This is a genomic window from Actinoplanes sp. NPDC051513 (assembly GCF_044454685.1).
In the GTDB taxonomy this organism is placed as follows: domain Bacteria; phylum Actinomycetota; class Actinomycetes; order Mycobacteriales; family Micromonosporaceae; genus Actinoplanes.
Genome location: NZ_JBITDW010000038.1, coordinates 27,365 through 43,255, shown reverse-complemented (window position 1 = coordinate 43,255; position 15,891 = coordinate 27,365). Strand labels below are relative to the sequence as shown.

Genomic DNA, 15,891 nt, shown 5'->3' with positions numbered 1-15,891 from the left:
TCTGAACCATGTCCGATCTACTGATTCGGCCGCTGCGCGCGGGCGAGGCCGGCCTCTTCGAGTCGCTGCCCGACCCGGGGCTGGTCGGGTTCGCCGCGTTCGGCGACAGCTACACGGCCGGCGCCTACCGTCCGGAGTGGAGTTGGGTCGCGCTGCGCGACGGGGTGGTGGTGGCGCGGGCCGCGTGGTGGGGCGGGCCGGGCGACACCGTGCCGCTGGCCCTCGACTGGTTCGACTTCACCGATCGCGACGCGGCGGTGCGTCTGCTGCTCTCGTCCGGTCTGCGCGCGGAGTACTCGATCAAGGTTCCGGTCGGCTGGCGCACCGTGCCGGCGGTGCGGCGGGAGGCCGAGAAGAGGATCGAGGCGGCCGGGCAGGCGGGTCTGCTTCCGCTGGTGGAGAGATATCGGTACGAGTGGACGCGGGCCTTCGGTCTGCCGGGTTCCGCCGGCCGTCTCGCGCTCCGCCCCGAACCCGACGACGAGGCGTTCCTGGACGCGTTCCGCCTCGTCCACACCGGCACGCTGGACGCGCATGCCCGGCGGACGATCGCGGCCGGCGGCGTCGACGCGGCGGCGCGTGAGGCGGTCGAGCTGCTGCGCTGGATGCCGAGCCCCCGGGAGTGGTGGCGGCTCGCCTACACGCGCGACGGCGAGCTGGCCGGCCTGGCCGTCCCGTGCCGCAACCACAGCGAGCCGGTGATCGGCTACATCGGCGTGGTCCCCGCGCAGCGCGGCCACGGCTACGCCTACGACCTGCTCGCCGAGGCCACGCACCTGCTGGTGGGCTGGGGCGCCGATCGGATCGGCGCCGACACGGACCAGGACAACCACCCGATGGCGGCGGCCTTCGCCCGTGCCGGCTATCCGATCGTCCACGAACACATAGATCTTTTCTGACGGCGTACTCAAGGTCTCCGGCAACAAGCTGGTCAACAAGTCGACCGGCGCGACCGTCAAGCTCTACGGGATCAACCGCTCCGGCGGCGAGTTCGCCTGCATCCAGGGCAACGGCTTCTGGGACGGCCCGATGGACCAGGCGTCGATCACCGCGATGCGTACGTGGAAGGTCCGCGTCGTCCGGGTGCCGCTCAACGAGGAGTGCTGGCTGGGCACGGCCGACGTCCCGGCCGCGTACGGCGGCACGGCCTATCAGAACCAGGTCAAGGCGTACGTGAACCTGCTCGTCCAGAACGGGATCACGCCGATCGTCGAGATGCACTGGAGCTACGGCCTCTACACCGGCAACTCCTCCGGGTGCGGCGACGTCAAGGCGACCTGCCAGAAGCCGATGCCCGACGCGCAGTACGCGCCCTCGTTCTGGACCGGCGTGGCGAACGCGTTCAAGGGCAACGATGCGGTCATCCTCGACCTGTTCAACGAGCCCTACCCGGAGCGGGCCACCGGCGATGAGACCTCGGGCTGGAAGTGCTGGCGCGACGGCGGCACCTGCACCGGCATCGGCTACCAGGTGGCCGGCTTCCAGTCGCTGGTCACCACCGTGCGGGCGACCGGCGCCACCAACATCATCATGATCGGCGGGCTCGCGTACTCGAACAACATGAGCCAGTGGCTGGCCTACAAGCCTGCCGACAGCCTTTCCAACCTGGCCGCGTTCGCGCACATCTACAACTTCAACACCTGCGCGAACACCTCCTGCTGGGACAGCCAGATCGGCGCCACCGCGCAGACCGTGCCGGTGACGCTCACCGAGATCGGCGAGAACGACTGCGCGCACGGCTTCGTCGACTCGCTGATGAATTGGGCCGACGCGCACAACATCGGCTACCTCGGCTGGACCTGGAACACGTGGGACTGCTCGAGCGGCCCGTCGCTGATCAGCAACTACGACGGCACCGCCACCGCGTACGGCCAGGGGCTCAAGGCGCGCGCCTCGCGACCGTCTCCAACTGAATTGTCGTGAACACCCGGGTCTTCGGACCCGGGTGTTCGGACCATATCGACGCCGCGCTATTGACTCTGCCCCGAGGGGAGACTCCACTGTGTGACGGGAACGCAACCCGAACGGGGGTCGTCATGATCAAGCGCCTCGCCGTCCTGCTCGCGGTCCTGCTCGGTCTGGTCACCACGCCGGCCGCGGCTCTCGCCTCCCCGGCATGCCGCGTGCAGGGCCAGATCGTCCGGGCCGGCCATCTGCGCGTCCAGGTGCTCAGCCCGACGCTGCTGCGGTTGGAATACTCCGCCGCCGACTCGTTCGAAGACCGTGCCACCTTCAACGCCGTCGATCGCTCACCGGCCCGCACCTGGTTCCGGGCGAGCACGACCGGCGGCGAGCTGCGGGTCGAGACCAGCGCGGTCACCCTGCACTACCGCATCGGCAGCGGCCCGGTCACCGAAGACAACACCACCCTCGACCTCACCGTCGCCGGCCGGCGAACCAGCGTGCACCCCGAGTTCGGCACCCCGGTCCGCGACGACGCGCTCGGCGGCTGGTATCGCGGGCTCGACTACTACGCCGGCCAGGCCGGCCCGGTCGACCAGCTCACCCTGCACCCCGGCATGCTCAACCGCGGCGGGTGGTACCTGCTCGACGACACCGCCACCGCGCTGCGCACCGGCGACGACTGGCTCACCCCGCGGCCCACCCCGAGCGGCGCCTACCAAGACGGTTACCTGTTCGGCTACGGCCACGACTACAAGCGGGGGCTTGCCGACCTGCGTACGCTGACCGGCCCCTCCCTCCTGCCGCCCGAGTGGTCCTTCGGCACCTGGTTCTCGAAGTACCAGGCGTACAGCACCAACGACTACCGCACCCAGCTGCTGCCCGCCTTCAAGCAGCACAACGTGCCGCTCGACAACCTGGTCGTCGACACCGACTGGAAGGCGCCGAACGCCTGGGCCGGGTGGAACTGGAACTCCAGCCTGTTCCCCGACCCCGAGCCGTTCCTGGCCGAGCTGAAGAAGCAGGGCATCAACACGACGCTCAACGTGCACGCCGCGATCAGCGGCGACGACCCGCGCTTCGCCGCCGCCCAGGCCATCGCGAAAGACAAGCTGAAGCCCGCCGCCAGCAGCTTCGCGCCCAACCCGTACCGGTTCGACTGGGGCGACGCCGACCAGGCCGCGGCCTACGAGGCGCTGCACGACCCGTTCGAGGCGCAGGGCGTGCAGCAGTGGTGGCTCGACTACTGCTGCGACGACAGCCTGGTCAGCACGCCCGGCGTCACCGCCGACGGCTGGGTCAACGAGCTTTACAAGCGCGACGGCGACGCCCGCGGGCAGCGCGGCTTCTCGCTCGCCCGCATCGGCGCCTCGTATCCCGCCTACACGGTGCCCGGCGGCTCCGGCCCGTGGAGCGAGCACCGCAGCACCGTCCATTTCACCGGCGACACCCGGCCCGATTTCGCCACGCTCGCCTTCGCCGCCAAGATGACGCCCGCCGAGGGCAGCATCGGCATGTCCTACGTCAGCCACGACATCGGCAGCTTCGCCGGCAAGCACCTTCCCGACGACCTCTACCTGCGGTGGGTGCAGCTGGGCGCGTTCCAGCCGATCCTGCGCCTGCACTCCGACCACGGCGACCGGCTGCCGTGGGAGTACTCGAACGCGGTGAGCGGCCCGGCCGCCGACTTCCTGCGGCTGCGCGAGTCCCTGGTGCCCTACCTCTACACGGCCGCCCGGCAGAGCTTCGACACCGGTGTGCCGATGGCCCGGGCGCTCTACCTCCAGTGGCCCGAGCTGAACCAGGCCTACCAGCACGACACGCAATACCTGCTGGGCGACGACCTGCTCGTCGCGCCGGTCACCACGCCCGGACTGAGCACCACCACCTCGGTCTGGTTCCCGCCCGGCACCTGGACCGACTTCTTCACCGGCGCCACCTTCCGCGGGCCGGCCACCCGCACGGTCGGGGCCACGCCCGACCACATGCCGGTCTACGTGCGGGCCGGCGGCATAGTCGCGCAGAACACCGGCACGGCCAACGTCGCCAACCAGCCGAAAGACCGGCTCACGCTCACGGCGTACCCGCACGGCGACGGCGCCACCACGGTCTACCGCGACGCCGGCGACGGCCTCGGCTACCAGTCGGGGCAGTACCAGCGGATTCCGGTCCGCTACGACGAGGGCCGCACCTCGTCGCTGACCGTCGGGCCGGTGGCCGGCAGCTACCCCGGAGCGCCCGCCGCCCGCTCCTACACGGCCGCCTTCGCCGGCGTGAGCCGCCCCCACACCGTCACCGTCGGCGGCCACCGGGCTGCCTTCTCCTACGACGCCGCGAAGCACCTGCTGACGGTGGCGGTCCCCGCGACCGCGAACGGCCGGTCCGTCACCGTCACGCACGACGGCGACCCGCTCACGATCAGCCAGCAGCCCGCCGTCGACGTCGCCTTCGAGGCGCCCGACGGCCTGCAGTCCGGCGCTACCAGCCGGCTCGTCACGACCGTCCGCAACGTCGGGCCGGGCACGATCCGCAACGTCGCCGCGAGCGTCGAGGCCCCCGACGGCTGGGTGATCGAGCCGCGCGGCGCCACCACACGGTCGTCGCTGGCCGCCGGCGGCACCTTCACGGTCACGTACGACGTCACTCCGGCCGGTGCATCGCCGCGCACGGCGAACGTGATCGCGCGGGTCGCGTACCGCAACCCCGACGGCACCACGGCCAGCGTGCCGGCCTCGCTCACCGTGCCCATCCGCCCGGTCGCGGTGACCTTCCGCGTGCTCGCGCCGCCGGGCACGCCACCCGACGCGAAGCTGTTCCTGCCCGGCAACATCGACCTGCTCGGCCCGTGGGACCCCGGCAAGCAGGCGATGACCAACCGCGGCGACGGCATCTGGGAGACCACGATCAGCGTGCTGGACGGCACCGACATCCAGTACAAGTACACCCGCGGCACCTGGGAGACGGTGGAGGACTGGGGCTCGATCACCGGCACCGTCAACCGCGACGTGGTCGTCGACGGCGGCATCACCCAGACCATGCTGGTCGACGACACCTCCACCCAGTGGGGTGTCCCCGGCGTGCCCGACGACCACTTGGCCATCCAGTACTGGCGCGACCCGCTGGTCGTCTCCACGAGCGCCGCCGCCGACGCGGTGACCGTGCGCTTCCAACGCGACATCCAGCCCACCGGCGCCGACTTCAGCACCTCCGTCGAGGTGAGCGGCGTCTTCGGCGAGATCGCCGGCTCGGTCGCCGAGACCGCCCCCGGCGTGCTGGCGTGGACCCCGACCGAGGCCTTGCCGCCCGGCACCTACAGCGGCGTGGTCGGCAACGTCAGCAGCACGGGCCCAGGAGGTGTGCCGATCCGGGAGCCCTACACGTTCACCTTCACCATCTCGTAGGCGCCCACCATGGCCACCACGGTGTCGGCCGGCCCTCGCAGACTCAGGAACACCATCGACAGTGGGGTCACCACGCACAGGCCGAACCAGGTGATCCCGGTCAGCAACTCAACGGTGATCCGCAGAGCCACCTGCCGGATGCCGATCCTCGTGCCGGCGACGATCACGCCCGCGCCGATGGTCCGGCACACCACGGATTGCGCCTGGGTCACCGCGTCTTCGCCCGGCGAGAGAACGGGGATGATCATCAGCATGAGTCCGGCGGCCATGAGGGGCCACGCGAATGGGCTCCAACCAGCCGGTACAGGTTCCATGGCCGGATGCTAGAAGCCCCGTGAGCTCAATCAGGGGCCGTGCACACAACCCTCCCAACACCTTCACGCTATGGTCCACCGGCCGAGCCGACGCCACCCTCGCCGCCTTCGGACTCATGCGAGGGTGTTCCGGTTGGAGCACCGCTGTGCTCGGATGAGCGGGTGAGATTCGACGTCGACACGAAGGCCTCGCCCGCGCAGGTGCGGCGGGCCTTCACCGACTTCACCGACCGCCGGCCGCGAATCTTGAGTCGCACACTCGACCCGAAGACCTACGAGGTGCGCGAGCAGGGTGACACCTGGGCGGTCGCCCGGGAAAGCACCCCGGGATCGCCGTTCTGGGTGGTCGCCCGGTACGACTGGTCGGAGCCCGACGCGATCCGCTGGACGGTCACGGAGAGCAGCTACGGCGGTGGCGGCGACGGGTTCGTGCGGATCGCGGCGAGGGACGGCGGAGGCAGCCGGGTGCACGCCGAGTGGACCAGCACGGGGGCGCGTCGCTCGCAGAAGCCCCTGCTTTTCCTCCTGCATCACGGCCCCATGCACCGGCTGATCGCGCGAATGTGGACCTCCACTCTGGACCGGTACGCCCGCGAGTCGAGCGGCTGACGGCGCGGGACCGCTACCTCGACTCCCGGCGGGTGGCCGGCAAGGCCGAGCAGGTCGCCGCCGGTGCGGACCCCGACCGGCGGCCCGGCGCGTACGCCCAGGTCGCCGCCGCGCTGACGCAGGATCCGTTGTTCCTGGTCAGCGCGCTGCTTACGGTGGTGGGCGGGTTAATCGATGGCGCGGCGCGATAGCATGAGCGGGCAGGGCGTTGATGGGGACGAGTACCGCCGCACGCAGCCACGAGAGACCCGGGGACGGTGGAAGCCCGGGGGACTGCGCGGCGAGAAGATCACCCCGGAGCCGTCGGAGGAAAGGCCGGTAGGGCCGAGTAGAACCGACCAAGAGTGGGCCGCTTCCCGCGAAGAAGCGGTCAAGGAGGGTGGTACCGCGGGGCCCGCAAAGCCTCGTCCCTTCGTCGGAGCAACGATGACGGAGGAACGCGATGTACCGCCCCGTGCCGGCCCAGGTCGATCTGCCCGCGCTCGACCACGAGATCCTCGGCCTCTGGCGCCGTGAGCGGATCTTCGAGCGCAGCCTCGAGCAGTCCCGCGGCCGCCCGGAATGGGTGTTCTACGAGGGGCCGCCGACCGCGAACGGCATGCCGGGCGCCCACCACATCGAGGCCCGCGTCTTCAAGGACGTGTTTCCGCGCTACCGCACGATGAAGGGCTTCCACGTCGAGCGCAAGGCCGGCTGGGACTGTCACGGCCTGCCGGTCGAGCTCGCCGTCGAGAAGGAGCTCGGCTTCACCGGCAAGAAGGACATCGAGGCGTACGGGATCGCCGCGTTCAACGAGCGCTGCCGCGAGTCCGTGACCCGGCACACCGACGCGTTCGCCGAGCTCACCGAGCGGATGGGCTACTGGGTCGACCTCGACGACGCGTACCGGACGATGGACCCGGCGTACATCGACTCGGTGTGGTGGTCGCTCAAGCAGATCTTCGACAAGGGGCTGCTGGTCGAGGACTTCCGGGTCGCGCCCTGGTGCCCCCGCGACCAGACGACGCTCTCGGACCACGAGCTGGCCCAGGGGTACGAGACCGACGTCGACCCCGCCGTGACCGTCCGTTTCCCGCTCACCTCCGGGCCGCTCGAAGGCCGGGCCAGCCTGCTGATCTGGACGACCACCCCCTGGACCCTCGTCTCCAACACCGCCGTGGCCGTGCACCCGGAGGTGACCTACGTCGTCGCCACCGACGGCAACGAGAACATCGTGGTGGCCGAGCAGCTGATCCCCGACAAATTCCAGCGGACCGGCGAACGCTTCCAGGGCAAGGAGATGGAGCGCTGGACCTACCAGCCCCCGCTCGACCTGGTCGAGGTGCCCGACGCGCACATCGTCATCCTCGCCACCTACGTCACCACCGAAAGCGGCACAGGCCTGGTGCACCAGTCGCCCGCGTTCGGCCCCGACGACCTGGCCAACTGCCGGGCGTACGGCCTGCCGATGGTCAACCCGGTGTTGCGCGACGGCACGTTCGAGCCCGAGGTGCCGCTGGTCGGCGGGCTGTTCTTCCGGGCGGCGAACGAGCCGATCGTGGCCGACCTGCGCGAACGGGGGCTGCTGTTCAAGCACGAGCCGTACGAGCACCAGTACCCGCACTGCTGGCGCTGCCACACGGCGCTGATCTACTACGCGATGCCGTCCTGGTATGTGCGGACCACGGCCGTACGCGATGCCCTGTTGCGCGAGAACGAGAAGACCACCTGGCAGCCCGAGACGGTGAAGCACGGCCGCTACGGGGACTGGCTCACCAACAACGTCGACTGGGCGCTCTCGCGCAACCGCTTCTGGGGCACGCCGCTGCCGATCTGGCGCTGCGCCGAGGGTCACCTCACCTGCGTCGGCTCGCGCGAGGAGCTGAGCCGCCTGACAAATCGAGATTTGTCCGATCTGGACCCGCATCGGCCGTTCATCGATGAAATCACGCTCGACTGCCCCGCATGTGGCAAAAAATCCCAGCGCGTCGAGGAGGTCATCGACGCCTGGTACGACTCCGGGTCGATGCCGTTCGCGCAGTTCGGCTACCCGTACGCGAACAAGGATCTTTTCGAGAAGCGGTTCCCGGCCCAGTTCATCTCGGAGGCGATCGACCAGACCCGCGGCTGGTTCTACACCTTGATGGCCGTGAGCACCCTCGTCTTCGGCCGCTCGTCGTACGAGACCGTCGTCTGCCTCGGCCTCATCCTCGCCGAGGACGGCCGCAAGATGTCCAAGCACCTCGGCAACATCGTCGAGCCGATCCCGCTGATGGACACGCACGGCGCCGACGCGGTCCGCTGGTTCATGGCCGCGGTCGGCTCGCCCTGGTCGGCGCGGCGCGTCGGGAACACCGCGCTGCAGGAGGTCGTCCGCAAGATCCTGCTGACGTACTGGAACACGGTCGCCTTCCAGGCCCTCTACGGCCGCACCGCCGGTTGGCAGCCGTCGTCCGCCGACCCGGAAGATCGTCCGGTCCTCGACCGCTGGTTGCGGTCGGAGCTGGCGGCGCTCGTCGAGAACGTCGATGCCGCGTACGCGAGCTACGACACGCAGGAGGCCGGCCGCCTGCTCGCCGCCTTCGTCGACGACCTTTCCAACTGGTACGTGCGCCGCAGCCGCCGCCGCTTCTGGCGCGGCGACCCGGCCGCCCTCGCCACCCTGCATGAGGCGCTGCGCACCGTCACGTTGCTGATGGCGCCGCTGACCCCGTTCATCGCCGAGCGGGTCTGGCAAGACTTGATCCTGCCGGTGGAGCCGGATGCCGCGCCGTCCGTGCACCTGGCGGCGTTCCCCTCGGCCAGGCCGGAGCGGCGTGATCCGGAGCTTTCCGCCCAGATGGCGGTCGCGCGGCGGCTGGTCGAGCTGGGCCGGGCCGCCCGCGCCGAGTCCGGCCTGAAGGTTCGCCAGCCTCTCGCGCGGGCCGTGGCGTCGAACGCCGACCTGCCGGAAGACCTGCTCGCCGAGATCGCCGGCGAGCTCAACGTCGGCGCCGTCGCCCCGCTCACCGGGTCGTTCGTCGATTCCACGGCCAAGGCCAATTTCCGTACGCTGGGCAAGCGTTTCGGGAAGCTGGTGCAAGAGGTCGCTCGCGCGATCGCCGGATCCGACGCCGCCGTGCTGGCAGCCGATCTGCGGTCCACCGGGACGACCACGATCACGGTCGACGGCGAGACCGTCACGCTCGGCCCCGACGAGGTCGTCATCACCGAGACGCCGCGGGCCGGCTGGGCCGTCGCCTCCGACGCCGGCGCGACCGTGGCGCTCGACCTGGAGCTCACGCCCGCACTGCTGCGCGCGGGCCGGGCCCGGGAGGCGATCCGCCAGATCCAGGAGGCCCGCAAGGCCAGCGGCCTCGACGTCGCCGACCGCATCGCGCTGGGCTACGCGACCGACGACGACGAGACCGCCCTGTCCTTGACCGAGCACGCCGGCCTGGTGGCCGACGAGGTCCTCGCGACGGAGTTCGGCTCCGGGGCGCCCGATCAGGACGCCCGGATCTTCACCGACGAGTCACTCGGTCTGCGGTTCTGGCTTCAGATCGCGGGATCGTCCCAGAACACGTAGACCGCGCCGTAGGGAACCTGCACCGTCTGCCCGGCGGTGCAGGATCCGGCCGGCGCCGCCCCGCCCGACGTGTAGAGCCGGTTGATCCAGTCGGCCTTGGTCAGGATCCCCTTGCCGCTGTGGCTGTTCACCTTGAGCAGCAGCTCCGGGATGGTCCCGTCCCGCGGCGGCCCCGCCTTGTCGCGCACGGCGGTGACCAGCGAGCCGTCCCGCAGCGACTGCCAGCTCGGCCCCCCGAAGTGGTGCAGCCTGCCGCCGGTGCCGATGAGCTGTGCCTCCGGAACCGACGCCCCTGTGTAGGCGCCCGTGGTCGCACCTTCGGCGACGACGCAGGTGTAGTTCTGCGTTCCCTTGGTAACCACGAAGGCCCCGATCGGACGTGATCCGGCCGGGGGCTTGATATCGGTGGGAATGGCCGGGATCGCGACGGAGCGCGCGTCCGGCGCCGTGGTGGCCGCGCTGGCGTCGTAGCTCACCGCGCCGACAGCGGCGACGACGACGGCCATGCCGGCCACGGACAGCGCGCGCACGCGCGACCGAGTCGTGCTGAACAATATGTCCCCCCAGGGTTGTATGGCGGGTCCCTGTCACCCGCCATCCCGTCTCACGGGGAAGCGCCGCCCATCGATTTAGATCAACTTGGATATTGCCCGTTCGTACCATGTGGACGCTCCGATCATCGGAGCCGTTCCGCGATACGCAGCGCGGTGCCCGAGCACCCCGGTCAGGCAGCCGGCGGGTCAGCGCAGCCGGATGCCGTCACTGTTGCCCACGATCATGGCGCGCATGGCGCTCGATCGTAGGCGCCGGCCGCATCTTCTCCAGCAACGGCACGTCCTCGGCCGGCGTGGCGAGCAGGACCCGGGCCAGCACGGTGGCGTGCGCGACCGGGTCGGCCGCGGCGACCGGCACGAGGCGGCGCAGCTGCGCGGCGAGGCGCGGACCGGGGCCGGAGGCCACGACGATGGCCGCGGAGAGGCGCGCGGCGATCAGCGGGCGCATCCCGGGATCGGGCACGGCGTCGCGCCCGGGATCGCGCCCCGCGATGTGGGTCGGCGGCCGCCCCGGGTCGGGTCCGGCCTGCCCTTCGGCGAAACGGGCGGCGGCCGGGTCGCGCAGCAGGGCGCCGGCGGCTTCGAACGGGTCGGGCGGGGCCGGCCACCAGTGCTCCAGGAACGCGGCGACCCGGGCGGTGTCGCGGGCCCGCAGCGCCCGGTCGGGGTTGGCGCGGGCCGCGGCCTCGGCGGCGTCCAGCGCTATCCGGATCGACTCGGTGTCGCACGGCGCGACGATCGACACCGACTCGGCGAGGGTCAGCCCCGCCATCGCGGCGTGGCCGAGCGGCAGCGCCAATGCCGTGGCCACCAGTTCCGCCGCGACGGGAACGCCGCCGGGCAGCCGGGTGTACGCCTCGGCCAGCGCGGCCAGGTGACGCTGCTCCGACCCGTACGCGCCGGCATTTGCCTCTTTTGCGGCCTCGGCAAGAGCCCGGGCTCGGCGGTGCTCGAGTTCGTGGCCGGCGGCCGGGTCTCCCGCCATGTGGACTCGGGCCAGCAGCGCGACCTCGAGACCGTCGCGGAGCTCCGCCCGGGTGAGCAGCGCCATCATGCTGCTGACCAGGTCCGCGAGGGCCGGCGTCGCCGTTGCCGGATCCATGACGACCAATGGTAGTTACTCAGTGTGATTAAGGGTATCGATTGAGTGGTCGGATCCTGTGCCGTTCTGGCATGGGCGGGTTCCGGAAAGTGACCAACCGGTGACTATCCCTCGCCACCTGCCCGGACCTACATTTTGTAGGTGGAGGAGGCGATGATGCCTGGCGAGTTCAAGGTGGGCGATCTGGTCACGGTCCTGCCGCCGTACGACCGTGATCCGTACATCCTGAACTTCCAGCATTACGGACGGATAGCCGCGGTCGAGCACCGCGAGAACATGGCCACCGACCATTACATGGTCGAGCTCGACGCGACCCTGCCGCCCCGCCGCCGGGTGGGGCCGTTCCCGGCCGGGCGCCTCGCCAAGGGCTGGCGCGATCAGAATGGCCGCTGGCTGTAGGGCTCTCTTCGACGAGCACGGCCCGCGCGGTCTAGTTCTTGACGGCGACGCCGCCCGACATCTGGACGTGGGTGTCCTCGATCGCGGCGGCTTCGGCGTCCGGACGCCAGCGGTTGACCAGCACCACTCCCGGGTCAACCAGGTCGAGGCCGCGGAACAGGGCGGTCACCTCGTCGTCCGTGCGCTCCTTGGCCGGGATGCCGCGGGCGCGATAGACCGCCGCGGCCTCCACCGCCTGCGGGTTGTGGGCGGTCACCGTCGAGATGGCCAGGGTGCTGCCCGCGGGGAAGGGCGCCAGCAGGCCGTCGATGATGGCGTGGGCCTCGTCCTCGGAGGTGATGAACTGCAGCACCGCGATCAGGCTGATCGAGACCGGCTGCGTGACGTCGATGTTCTGCTTCACCTCGGGCGACGTCAGGATGGTTTCGACGTCGCGCAGGTCGGCGTCGATGTACGCGGTCGCGCCCCGCGGGTCCGAGGTGAGCAGGGCTCGGGCGTGGACCAGCACGATCGGGTCGTTGTCGACGTACACGATCGTCGACGTCGCGTCGACGGACTGGACCACCTCGTGCAGGTTGGGGGAGGTGGGCAGGCCGGTGCCGATGTCGAGGAACTGCCGGATGCCGCGCTCGGCGGCCAGGTAGTGGGCCACCCGCGCCATGTACTGCCGGTTCGCCCGCATGGAGATGGGCAGGCTCGGCGCCGACTCGACGATGGCGGCGGCGGCCTGGCGATCGGCCTCGAAGTTGTCCTTGCCGCCGAGCAGGAAGTCGTAGATGCGGGCCGAGTGCGGCACCGCGGTGTTGAGATCAACCGGCATGAGAAGAACTTATCTCACGGTCCATTTGATACGCCGACGGAGTTCGATCTCTGAGACCGGACAAATCGGCCCTTAAGGCGGCCGTGGCGGGGGTAATCTGCGCGATGACGGGACGTCACCTCAGCGTTGAGAAAGGACGGTGTCGGCTGTGAAGGTCGGCATTCCCACCGAGATCAAGAACAACGAATTCCGGGTGGCCATCACCCCCGCGGGCGTCTACGAGTTCGCCCGGTCCGGGCACGAGGTCGTGGTGCAGTCGGGCGCCGGCGCCGGGTCGTCGATCACCGACGGTGACTTCAAGGCGGCCGGCGCGACGATTCTGCCGACCGCCGACGACATCTGGGAGACCGGCGAGCTGATCCTCAAGGTCAAGGAGCCGATCGCCGAGGAGTACCCGCGCATGCGGGCCGGCCAGGTTCTGTTCACCTATCTGCACCTCGCCGCCTCCAAGGAGTGCACCGATGCGCTGGTCGACAGAAAGGTCACCGGCATCGCGTACGAGACGGTAGAGCTGCCCGACCGCTCGTTGCCGTTGCTCGCCCCCATGTCCGAGGTCGCGGGCCGCCTCGCCCCGCAGGTCGGCTCGTACCATCTGATGCGCTCGGGCGGCGGGCGCGGCGTGCTGATGGGCGGCGTGCCCGGGGTCTACGCCGCCAAGGTGGTGGTCATCGGCGCGGGCGTCTCCGGCATGAACGCGGCCGCGATCGCGCTGGGCATGCAGGCGGAGGTCCTCGTGCTCGACCGCAACATCGCGAAGCTTCGCGCGGCGGACGCGGACTATCGCGGCCATCTGCAGACGATCGCCTCCAACGCGTACGAGGTCGAGAAGGCCGTCGTGGACGCCGACCTGGTGATCGGCGCCGTGCTGGTGCCCGGAGCGAAAGCCCCGAATCTGATCTCGAACGAGCTGGTGAGCCGGATGAAGCCGGGCAGCGTGCTCGTCGACATCGCCATCGACCAGGGCGGCTGCTTCGAGGACTCGCGGCCGACCACGCACGCCGACCCGGTCTACCGCGTGCACGAGTCGATGTTCTACTGCGTGGCCAACATGCCGGGCGCGGTGCCGCACACCAGCACCTACGCGCTCACCAACGTCACTTTGCCGTACGCTCTGGAGCTGGCCAACCTGGGCTGCCGCGCGGCGCTCAAGGCCGATCCCGCGCTCGCGCTGGGGCTCAACACGTTCGACGGCAAGGTCACCTACGGACCGGTCGCGGAGGCGCACGGCATGCCGGTTCTGCCCACAGCCGAGGTGCTCAGCTGAGCATCTCCCGTGCCATCGACACCTATCTCGACCATCTGACGGTCGAGCGTGGGCTGTCGCGCAACACCCTCGCCTCCTACCGGCGCGACCTCGACCGGTACGCGGGTTTTCTCGCCTCGTCCGGGCTTTCGTCGCTGGGTGAGGTGCGTGCCGCCGACGTCAGCGAGCACCTCGCCGGGCTGCGCGAGGAGGGGCTGGCGTCGGCGAGTGCCGCGCGGGCCATCAGCGCGGTCCGCGGGTTGCACCGGTTCGCCGTGCGGGAGGGTCTGGTCGCGGTCGACGTCGCGGCCGAGGTCAAGCCGCCCGCGCCACCGAAAAGGCTGCCCAAGGCGCTCGACGTCGACCAGGTCGAGCGGCTGCTCGCGGTCGGCGGCGACACGCCGCTCGGCCTGCGCGACAAGGCTCTGCTGGAGTTCCTCTACGGCACGGGCGCGCGGATCTCGGAGGCGGTCGGCGCGGCCATCGACGATCTCGATCTCGACGGCGAGCCGTCGGCCGTGCTGCACGGCAAGGGCGGGCGCACGCGGGTGGTCCCGGTGGGCGGTTACGCCAAGGCCGCGATCGAGGCTTACATCGTACGGGGACGGCCGGCGCTCGCCGCCAACGGCAAGGGCACACCGGCCGTCTTCCTGAATGCCCGCGGTGGACGGCTGTCGCGGCAGAGCGCGTGGACGATCCTGCACCGCGCCGCGGCCGCGGCCGGCATCCCGGCCGTGAGCCCGCACACGCTTCGCCATTCGTATGCCACCCATCTGCTCGACGGCGGCGCCGACGTGCGGGTCGTCCAGGAATTGCTCGGGCACGCGTCGGTGACCACGACGCAGGTGTACACGCTGGTCACCGTGGACCGGCTACGCGAGGTGTACGCGACCGCACACCCCCGCGCTCGTTAGACGCTGCGCACCCATAGATGGCGACACGCCGGACCGGTGCCCCGACCGGACGGCCCCCGTGGCGTACAGTCGGGCATCGGCTGAGCCGGCCCGCGGCGGAAAACAATTGCCAAACCGGGTCAGAGGCGCGAGTCGGAAGGGGGTGGGGGCCATGGCAGACAAGGGATCACGGGCGGAGGCCTGGACCTCCGCGCTGCGCGATCAACAGAACTCCCTGGACCTCGGCGCCGACCTCGGTCCGGCCGACCCCACGGCGTACACGATGCGCCGCCCGATCCCCGAGCCGATGCCGACCGATCGGCACGGCCCCGCGCGGATCATCGCCCTGGCCAACCAGAAGGGTGGCGTCGGCAAGACGACGACGACCATCAATCTGGGCGCGGCCCTGGCCGAGTACGGCCGGAAGGTCCTGCTCGTCGACTTCGACCCGCAGGGCGCCTGCTCGGTCGGTCTCGGTGTCAACCCGCACAACCTCGACCTGAGCATCTACAACCTGCTCATGCAGGACGACGTCGCCACCGAAGACGTGATCATCAAGACCGACGTGGCCGGCCTGCACCTGCTGCCGGCCAACATCGACCTGTCGGCCGCCGAGATCCAGCTGGTCAACGAGGTCGCCCGCGAGATGGCGCTCGCCCGGGCGCTGCGCTCGGTCCGCAAGGAATACGACTTCATCCTGATCGACTGCCAGCCCTCGCTGGGCCTGCTGGCGATCAACGCGCTGACCATCGCGCACGGCGTGCTCGTCCCGCTCGAGTGCGAGTTCTTCTCGCTGCGCGGCGTGGCGCTGCTGCTCGACACGATCGACAAGGTGCGCGAGCGGCTCAACTTCGACCTCGAGCTCGAGGGCATCCTCGCCACCATGTACGACTCGCGCACCACCCACTGCCGCCAGGTGCTGCAGCGCGTGGTCGAGGCGTTCGGCGACAAGGTGTACCAGACGGTCATCACCAAGACGGTCAAATTCCCCGAGTCCACCGTGGCCGGCGCCCCCATCACCAGTCTCGACCCGGCCTCCTCCGGCGCGCGCAACTACCGCCAGCTCGCCCGCGAGGTCATCGCCGCCAAGGTCGAGCGCGGCTGATC

General features: G+C 70.4%; 14 protein-coding genes. 10 read left to right on the top strand and 4 right to left on the bottom strand.

Annotated features, from left to right (window positions below; translation table 11 throughout):
* The first annotated feature begins 8 nt into the window (after positions 1-8).
* From ACIA5D_RS49100 to ACIA5D_RS49090, 3 genes are all read left to right on the top strand, one after another.
* Positions 9-899: a GNAT family N-acetyltransferase gene (locus ACIA5D_RS49100; protein WP_396037626.1), complete on the top strand. Its 891-nt coding sequence runs from the start codon at positions 9-11 to the stop codon at positions 897-899.
* 130 nt (positions 900-1,029) lie between these two features.
* Positions 1,030-1,923 carry a glycoside hydrolase family 5 protein gene (locus ACIA5D_RS49095; RefSeq protein ID WP_396037625.1) on the top strand — a complete coding sequence of 298 codons (894 nt, stop codon included), beginning with the start codon at positions 1,030-1,032 and terminating at the stop codon, positions 1,921-1,923.
* Positions 1,924-2,036: 113 nt separating this feature from the next.
* Complete coding sequence (locus ACIA5D_RS49090; RefSeq protein ID WP_396037624.1) at positions 2,037-5,303, top strand: TIM-barrel domain-containing protein; 3,267 nt, start codon at positions 2,037-2,039, stop codon at positions 5,301-5,303.
* Here ACIA5D_RS49090 and ACIA5D_RS49085 read toward each other — a convergent pair.
* A complete protein-coding gene (locus ACIA5D_RS49085; protein ID WP_396037623.1) occupies positions 5,276-5,572 on the bottom strand; it encodes a hypothetical protein in 297 nt (98 codons plus the stop codon). The genes ACIA5D_RS49090 and ACIA5D_RS49085 overlap by 28 nt on opposite strands.
* Positions 5,573-5,779: 207 nt before the next feature.
* Here ACIA5D_RS49085 and ACIA5D_RS49080 point away from each other — a divergent pair, with 207 nt between their 5' ends.
* The 3 genes from ACIA5D_RS49080 (at position 5,780) to ileS (ending at position 9,773) form a co-directional block, all read left to right on the top strand.
* Complete coding sequence (locus tag ACIA5D_RS49080; protein WP_396037622.1) at positions 5,780-6,226, top strand: SRPBCC family protein; 447 nt, start codon at positions 5,780-5,782, stop codon at positions 6,224-6,226.
* Entirely contained in the window at positions 6,181-6,417 is a 237-nt protein-coding gene (locus ACIA5D_RS49075; RefSeq protein WP_396037621.1) for a hypothetical protein, read from the top strand. The genes ACIA5D_RS49080 and ACIA5D_RS49075 overlap by 46 nt, the downstream gene beginning before the upstream one ends.
* Positions 6,418-6,668: 251 nt before the next feature.
* Positions 6,669-9,773, top strand: coding sequence for an isoleucine--tRNA ligase (ileS, locus tag ACIA5D_RS49070; RefSeq protein ID WP_396037620.1), 3,105 nt, complete (start codon positions 6,669-6,671; stop codon positions 9,771-9,773).
* Here ileS and ACIA5D_RS49065 read toward each other — a convergent pair.
* Both ACIA5D_RS49065 and ACIA5D_RS49060 read right to left on the bottom strand, forming a co-directional pair.
* Positions 9,743-10,303 (bottom strand): DUF3455 domain-containing protein, encoded by a 561-nt coding sequence (locus ACIA5D_RS49065; RefSeq protein ID WP_396037619.1) that lies wholly within the window; start codon positions 10,301-10,303, stop codon positions 9,743-9,745. The genes ileS and ACIA5D_RS49065 overlap by 31 nt on opposite strands.
* Positions 10,304-10,532: 229 nt before the next feature.
* Positions 10,533-11,429, bottom strand: a complete 897-nt coding sequence (locus tag ACIA5D_RS49060) for a hypothetical protein (RefSeq protein ID WP_396037618.1) — start codon at positions 11,427-11,429, stop codon at positions 10,533-10,535.
* Between the two features lie 141 nt (positions 11,430-11,570).
* Between ACIA5D_RS49060 and ACIA5D_RS49055 the strand changes: the two genes are divergently transcribed.
* Positions 11,571-11,828 carry a hypothetical protein gene (locus ACIA5D_RS49055; protein WP_396037617.1) on the top strand — a complete coding sequence of 86 codons (258 nt, stop codon included), beginning with the start codon at positions 11,571-11,573 and terminating at the stop codon, positions 11,826-11,828.
* 31 nt (positions 11,829-11,859) lie between these two features.
* On the opposite strand, the gene ACIA5D_RS49050 is transcribed toward ACIA5D_RS49055, so the two are convergent.
* Positions 11,860-12,648 (bottom strand): SAM-dependent methyltransferase, encoded by a 789-nt coding sequence (locus ACIA5D_RS49050; protein ID WP_396037616.1) that lies wholly within the window; start codon positions 12,646-12,648, stop codon positions 11,860-11,862.
* A gap of 148 nt (positions 12,649-12,796) precedes the next feature.
* On the opposite strand from ACIA5D_RS49050, the gene ald reads away from it, so the two are divergent.
* The 3 genes from ald (at position 12,797) to ACIA5D_RS49035 (ending at position 15,889) form a co-directional block, all read left to right on the top strand.
* Positions 12,797-13,912 carry an alanine dehydrogenase gene (gene ald, locus ACIA5D_RS49045; RefSeq protein ID WP_396037615.1) on the top strand — a complete coding sequence of 372 codons (1,116 nt, stop codon included), beginning with the start codon at positions 12,797-12,799 and terminating at the stop codon, positions 13,910-13,912.
* Positions 13,909-14,805 carry a site-specific tyrosine recombinase XerD gene (gene xerD, locus ACIA5D_RS49040; RefSeq protein ID WP_396037654.1) on the top strand — a complete coding sequence of 299 codons (897 nt, stop codon included), beginning with the start codon at positions 13,909-13,911 and terminating at the stop codon, positions 14,803-14,805. Before ald ends, xerD begins: the two co-directional genes overlap by 4 nt.
* A gap of 151 nt (positions 14,806-14,956) precedes the next feature.
* Positions 14,957-15,889: a ParA family protein gene (locus ACIA5D_RS49035; protein ID WP_396037614.1), complete on the top strand. Its 933-nt coding sequence runs from the start codon at positions 14,957-14,959 to the stop codon at positions 15,887-15,889.
* The last annotated feature ends 2 nt before the right edge of the window (positions 15,890-15,891 follow it).

Bases quoted from the DNA above. Each gene is read 5' to 3' on its own strand.
- ileS (WP_396037620.1), top strand. From the start codon at position 6,669: ATGTACCGCCCCGTGCCGGCCCAGGTCGATCTGCCCGCGCTCGACCAC.
- ACIA5D_RS49050 (WP_396037616.1), bottom strand. From the start codon at position 12,648: ATGCCGGTTGATCTCAACACCGCGGTGCCGCACTCGGCCCGCATCTAC.
- ACIA5D_RS49090 (WP_396037624.1), top strand. From the start codon at position 2,037: ATGATCAAGCGCCTCGCCGTCCTGCTCGCGGTCCTGCTCGGTCTGGTC.
- ACIA5D_RS49060 (WP_396037618.1), bottom strand. From the start codon at position 11,429: ATGGATCCGGCAACGGCGACGCCGGCCCTCGCGGACCTGGTCAGCAGC.
- ACIA5D_RS49095 (WP_396037625.1), top strand. From the start codon at position 1,030: ATGGACCAGGCGTCGATCACCGCGATGCGTACGTGGAAGGTCCGCGTC.
- ACIA5D_RS49035 (WP_396037614.1), top strand. From the start codon at position 14,957: ATGGCAGACAAGGGATCACGGGCGGAGGCCTGGACCTCCGCGCTGCGC.
- ACIA5D_RS49085 (WP_396037623.1), bottom strand. From the start codon at position 5,572: ATGGCCGCCGGACTCATGCTGATGATCATCCCCGTTCTCTCGCCGGGC.
- ACIA5D_RS49100 (WP_396037626.1), top strand. From the start codon at position 9: ATGTCCGATCTACTGATTCGGCCGCTGCGCGCGGGCGAGGCCGGCCTC.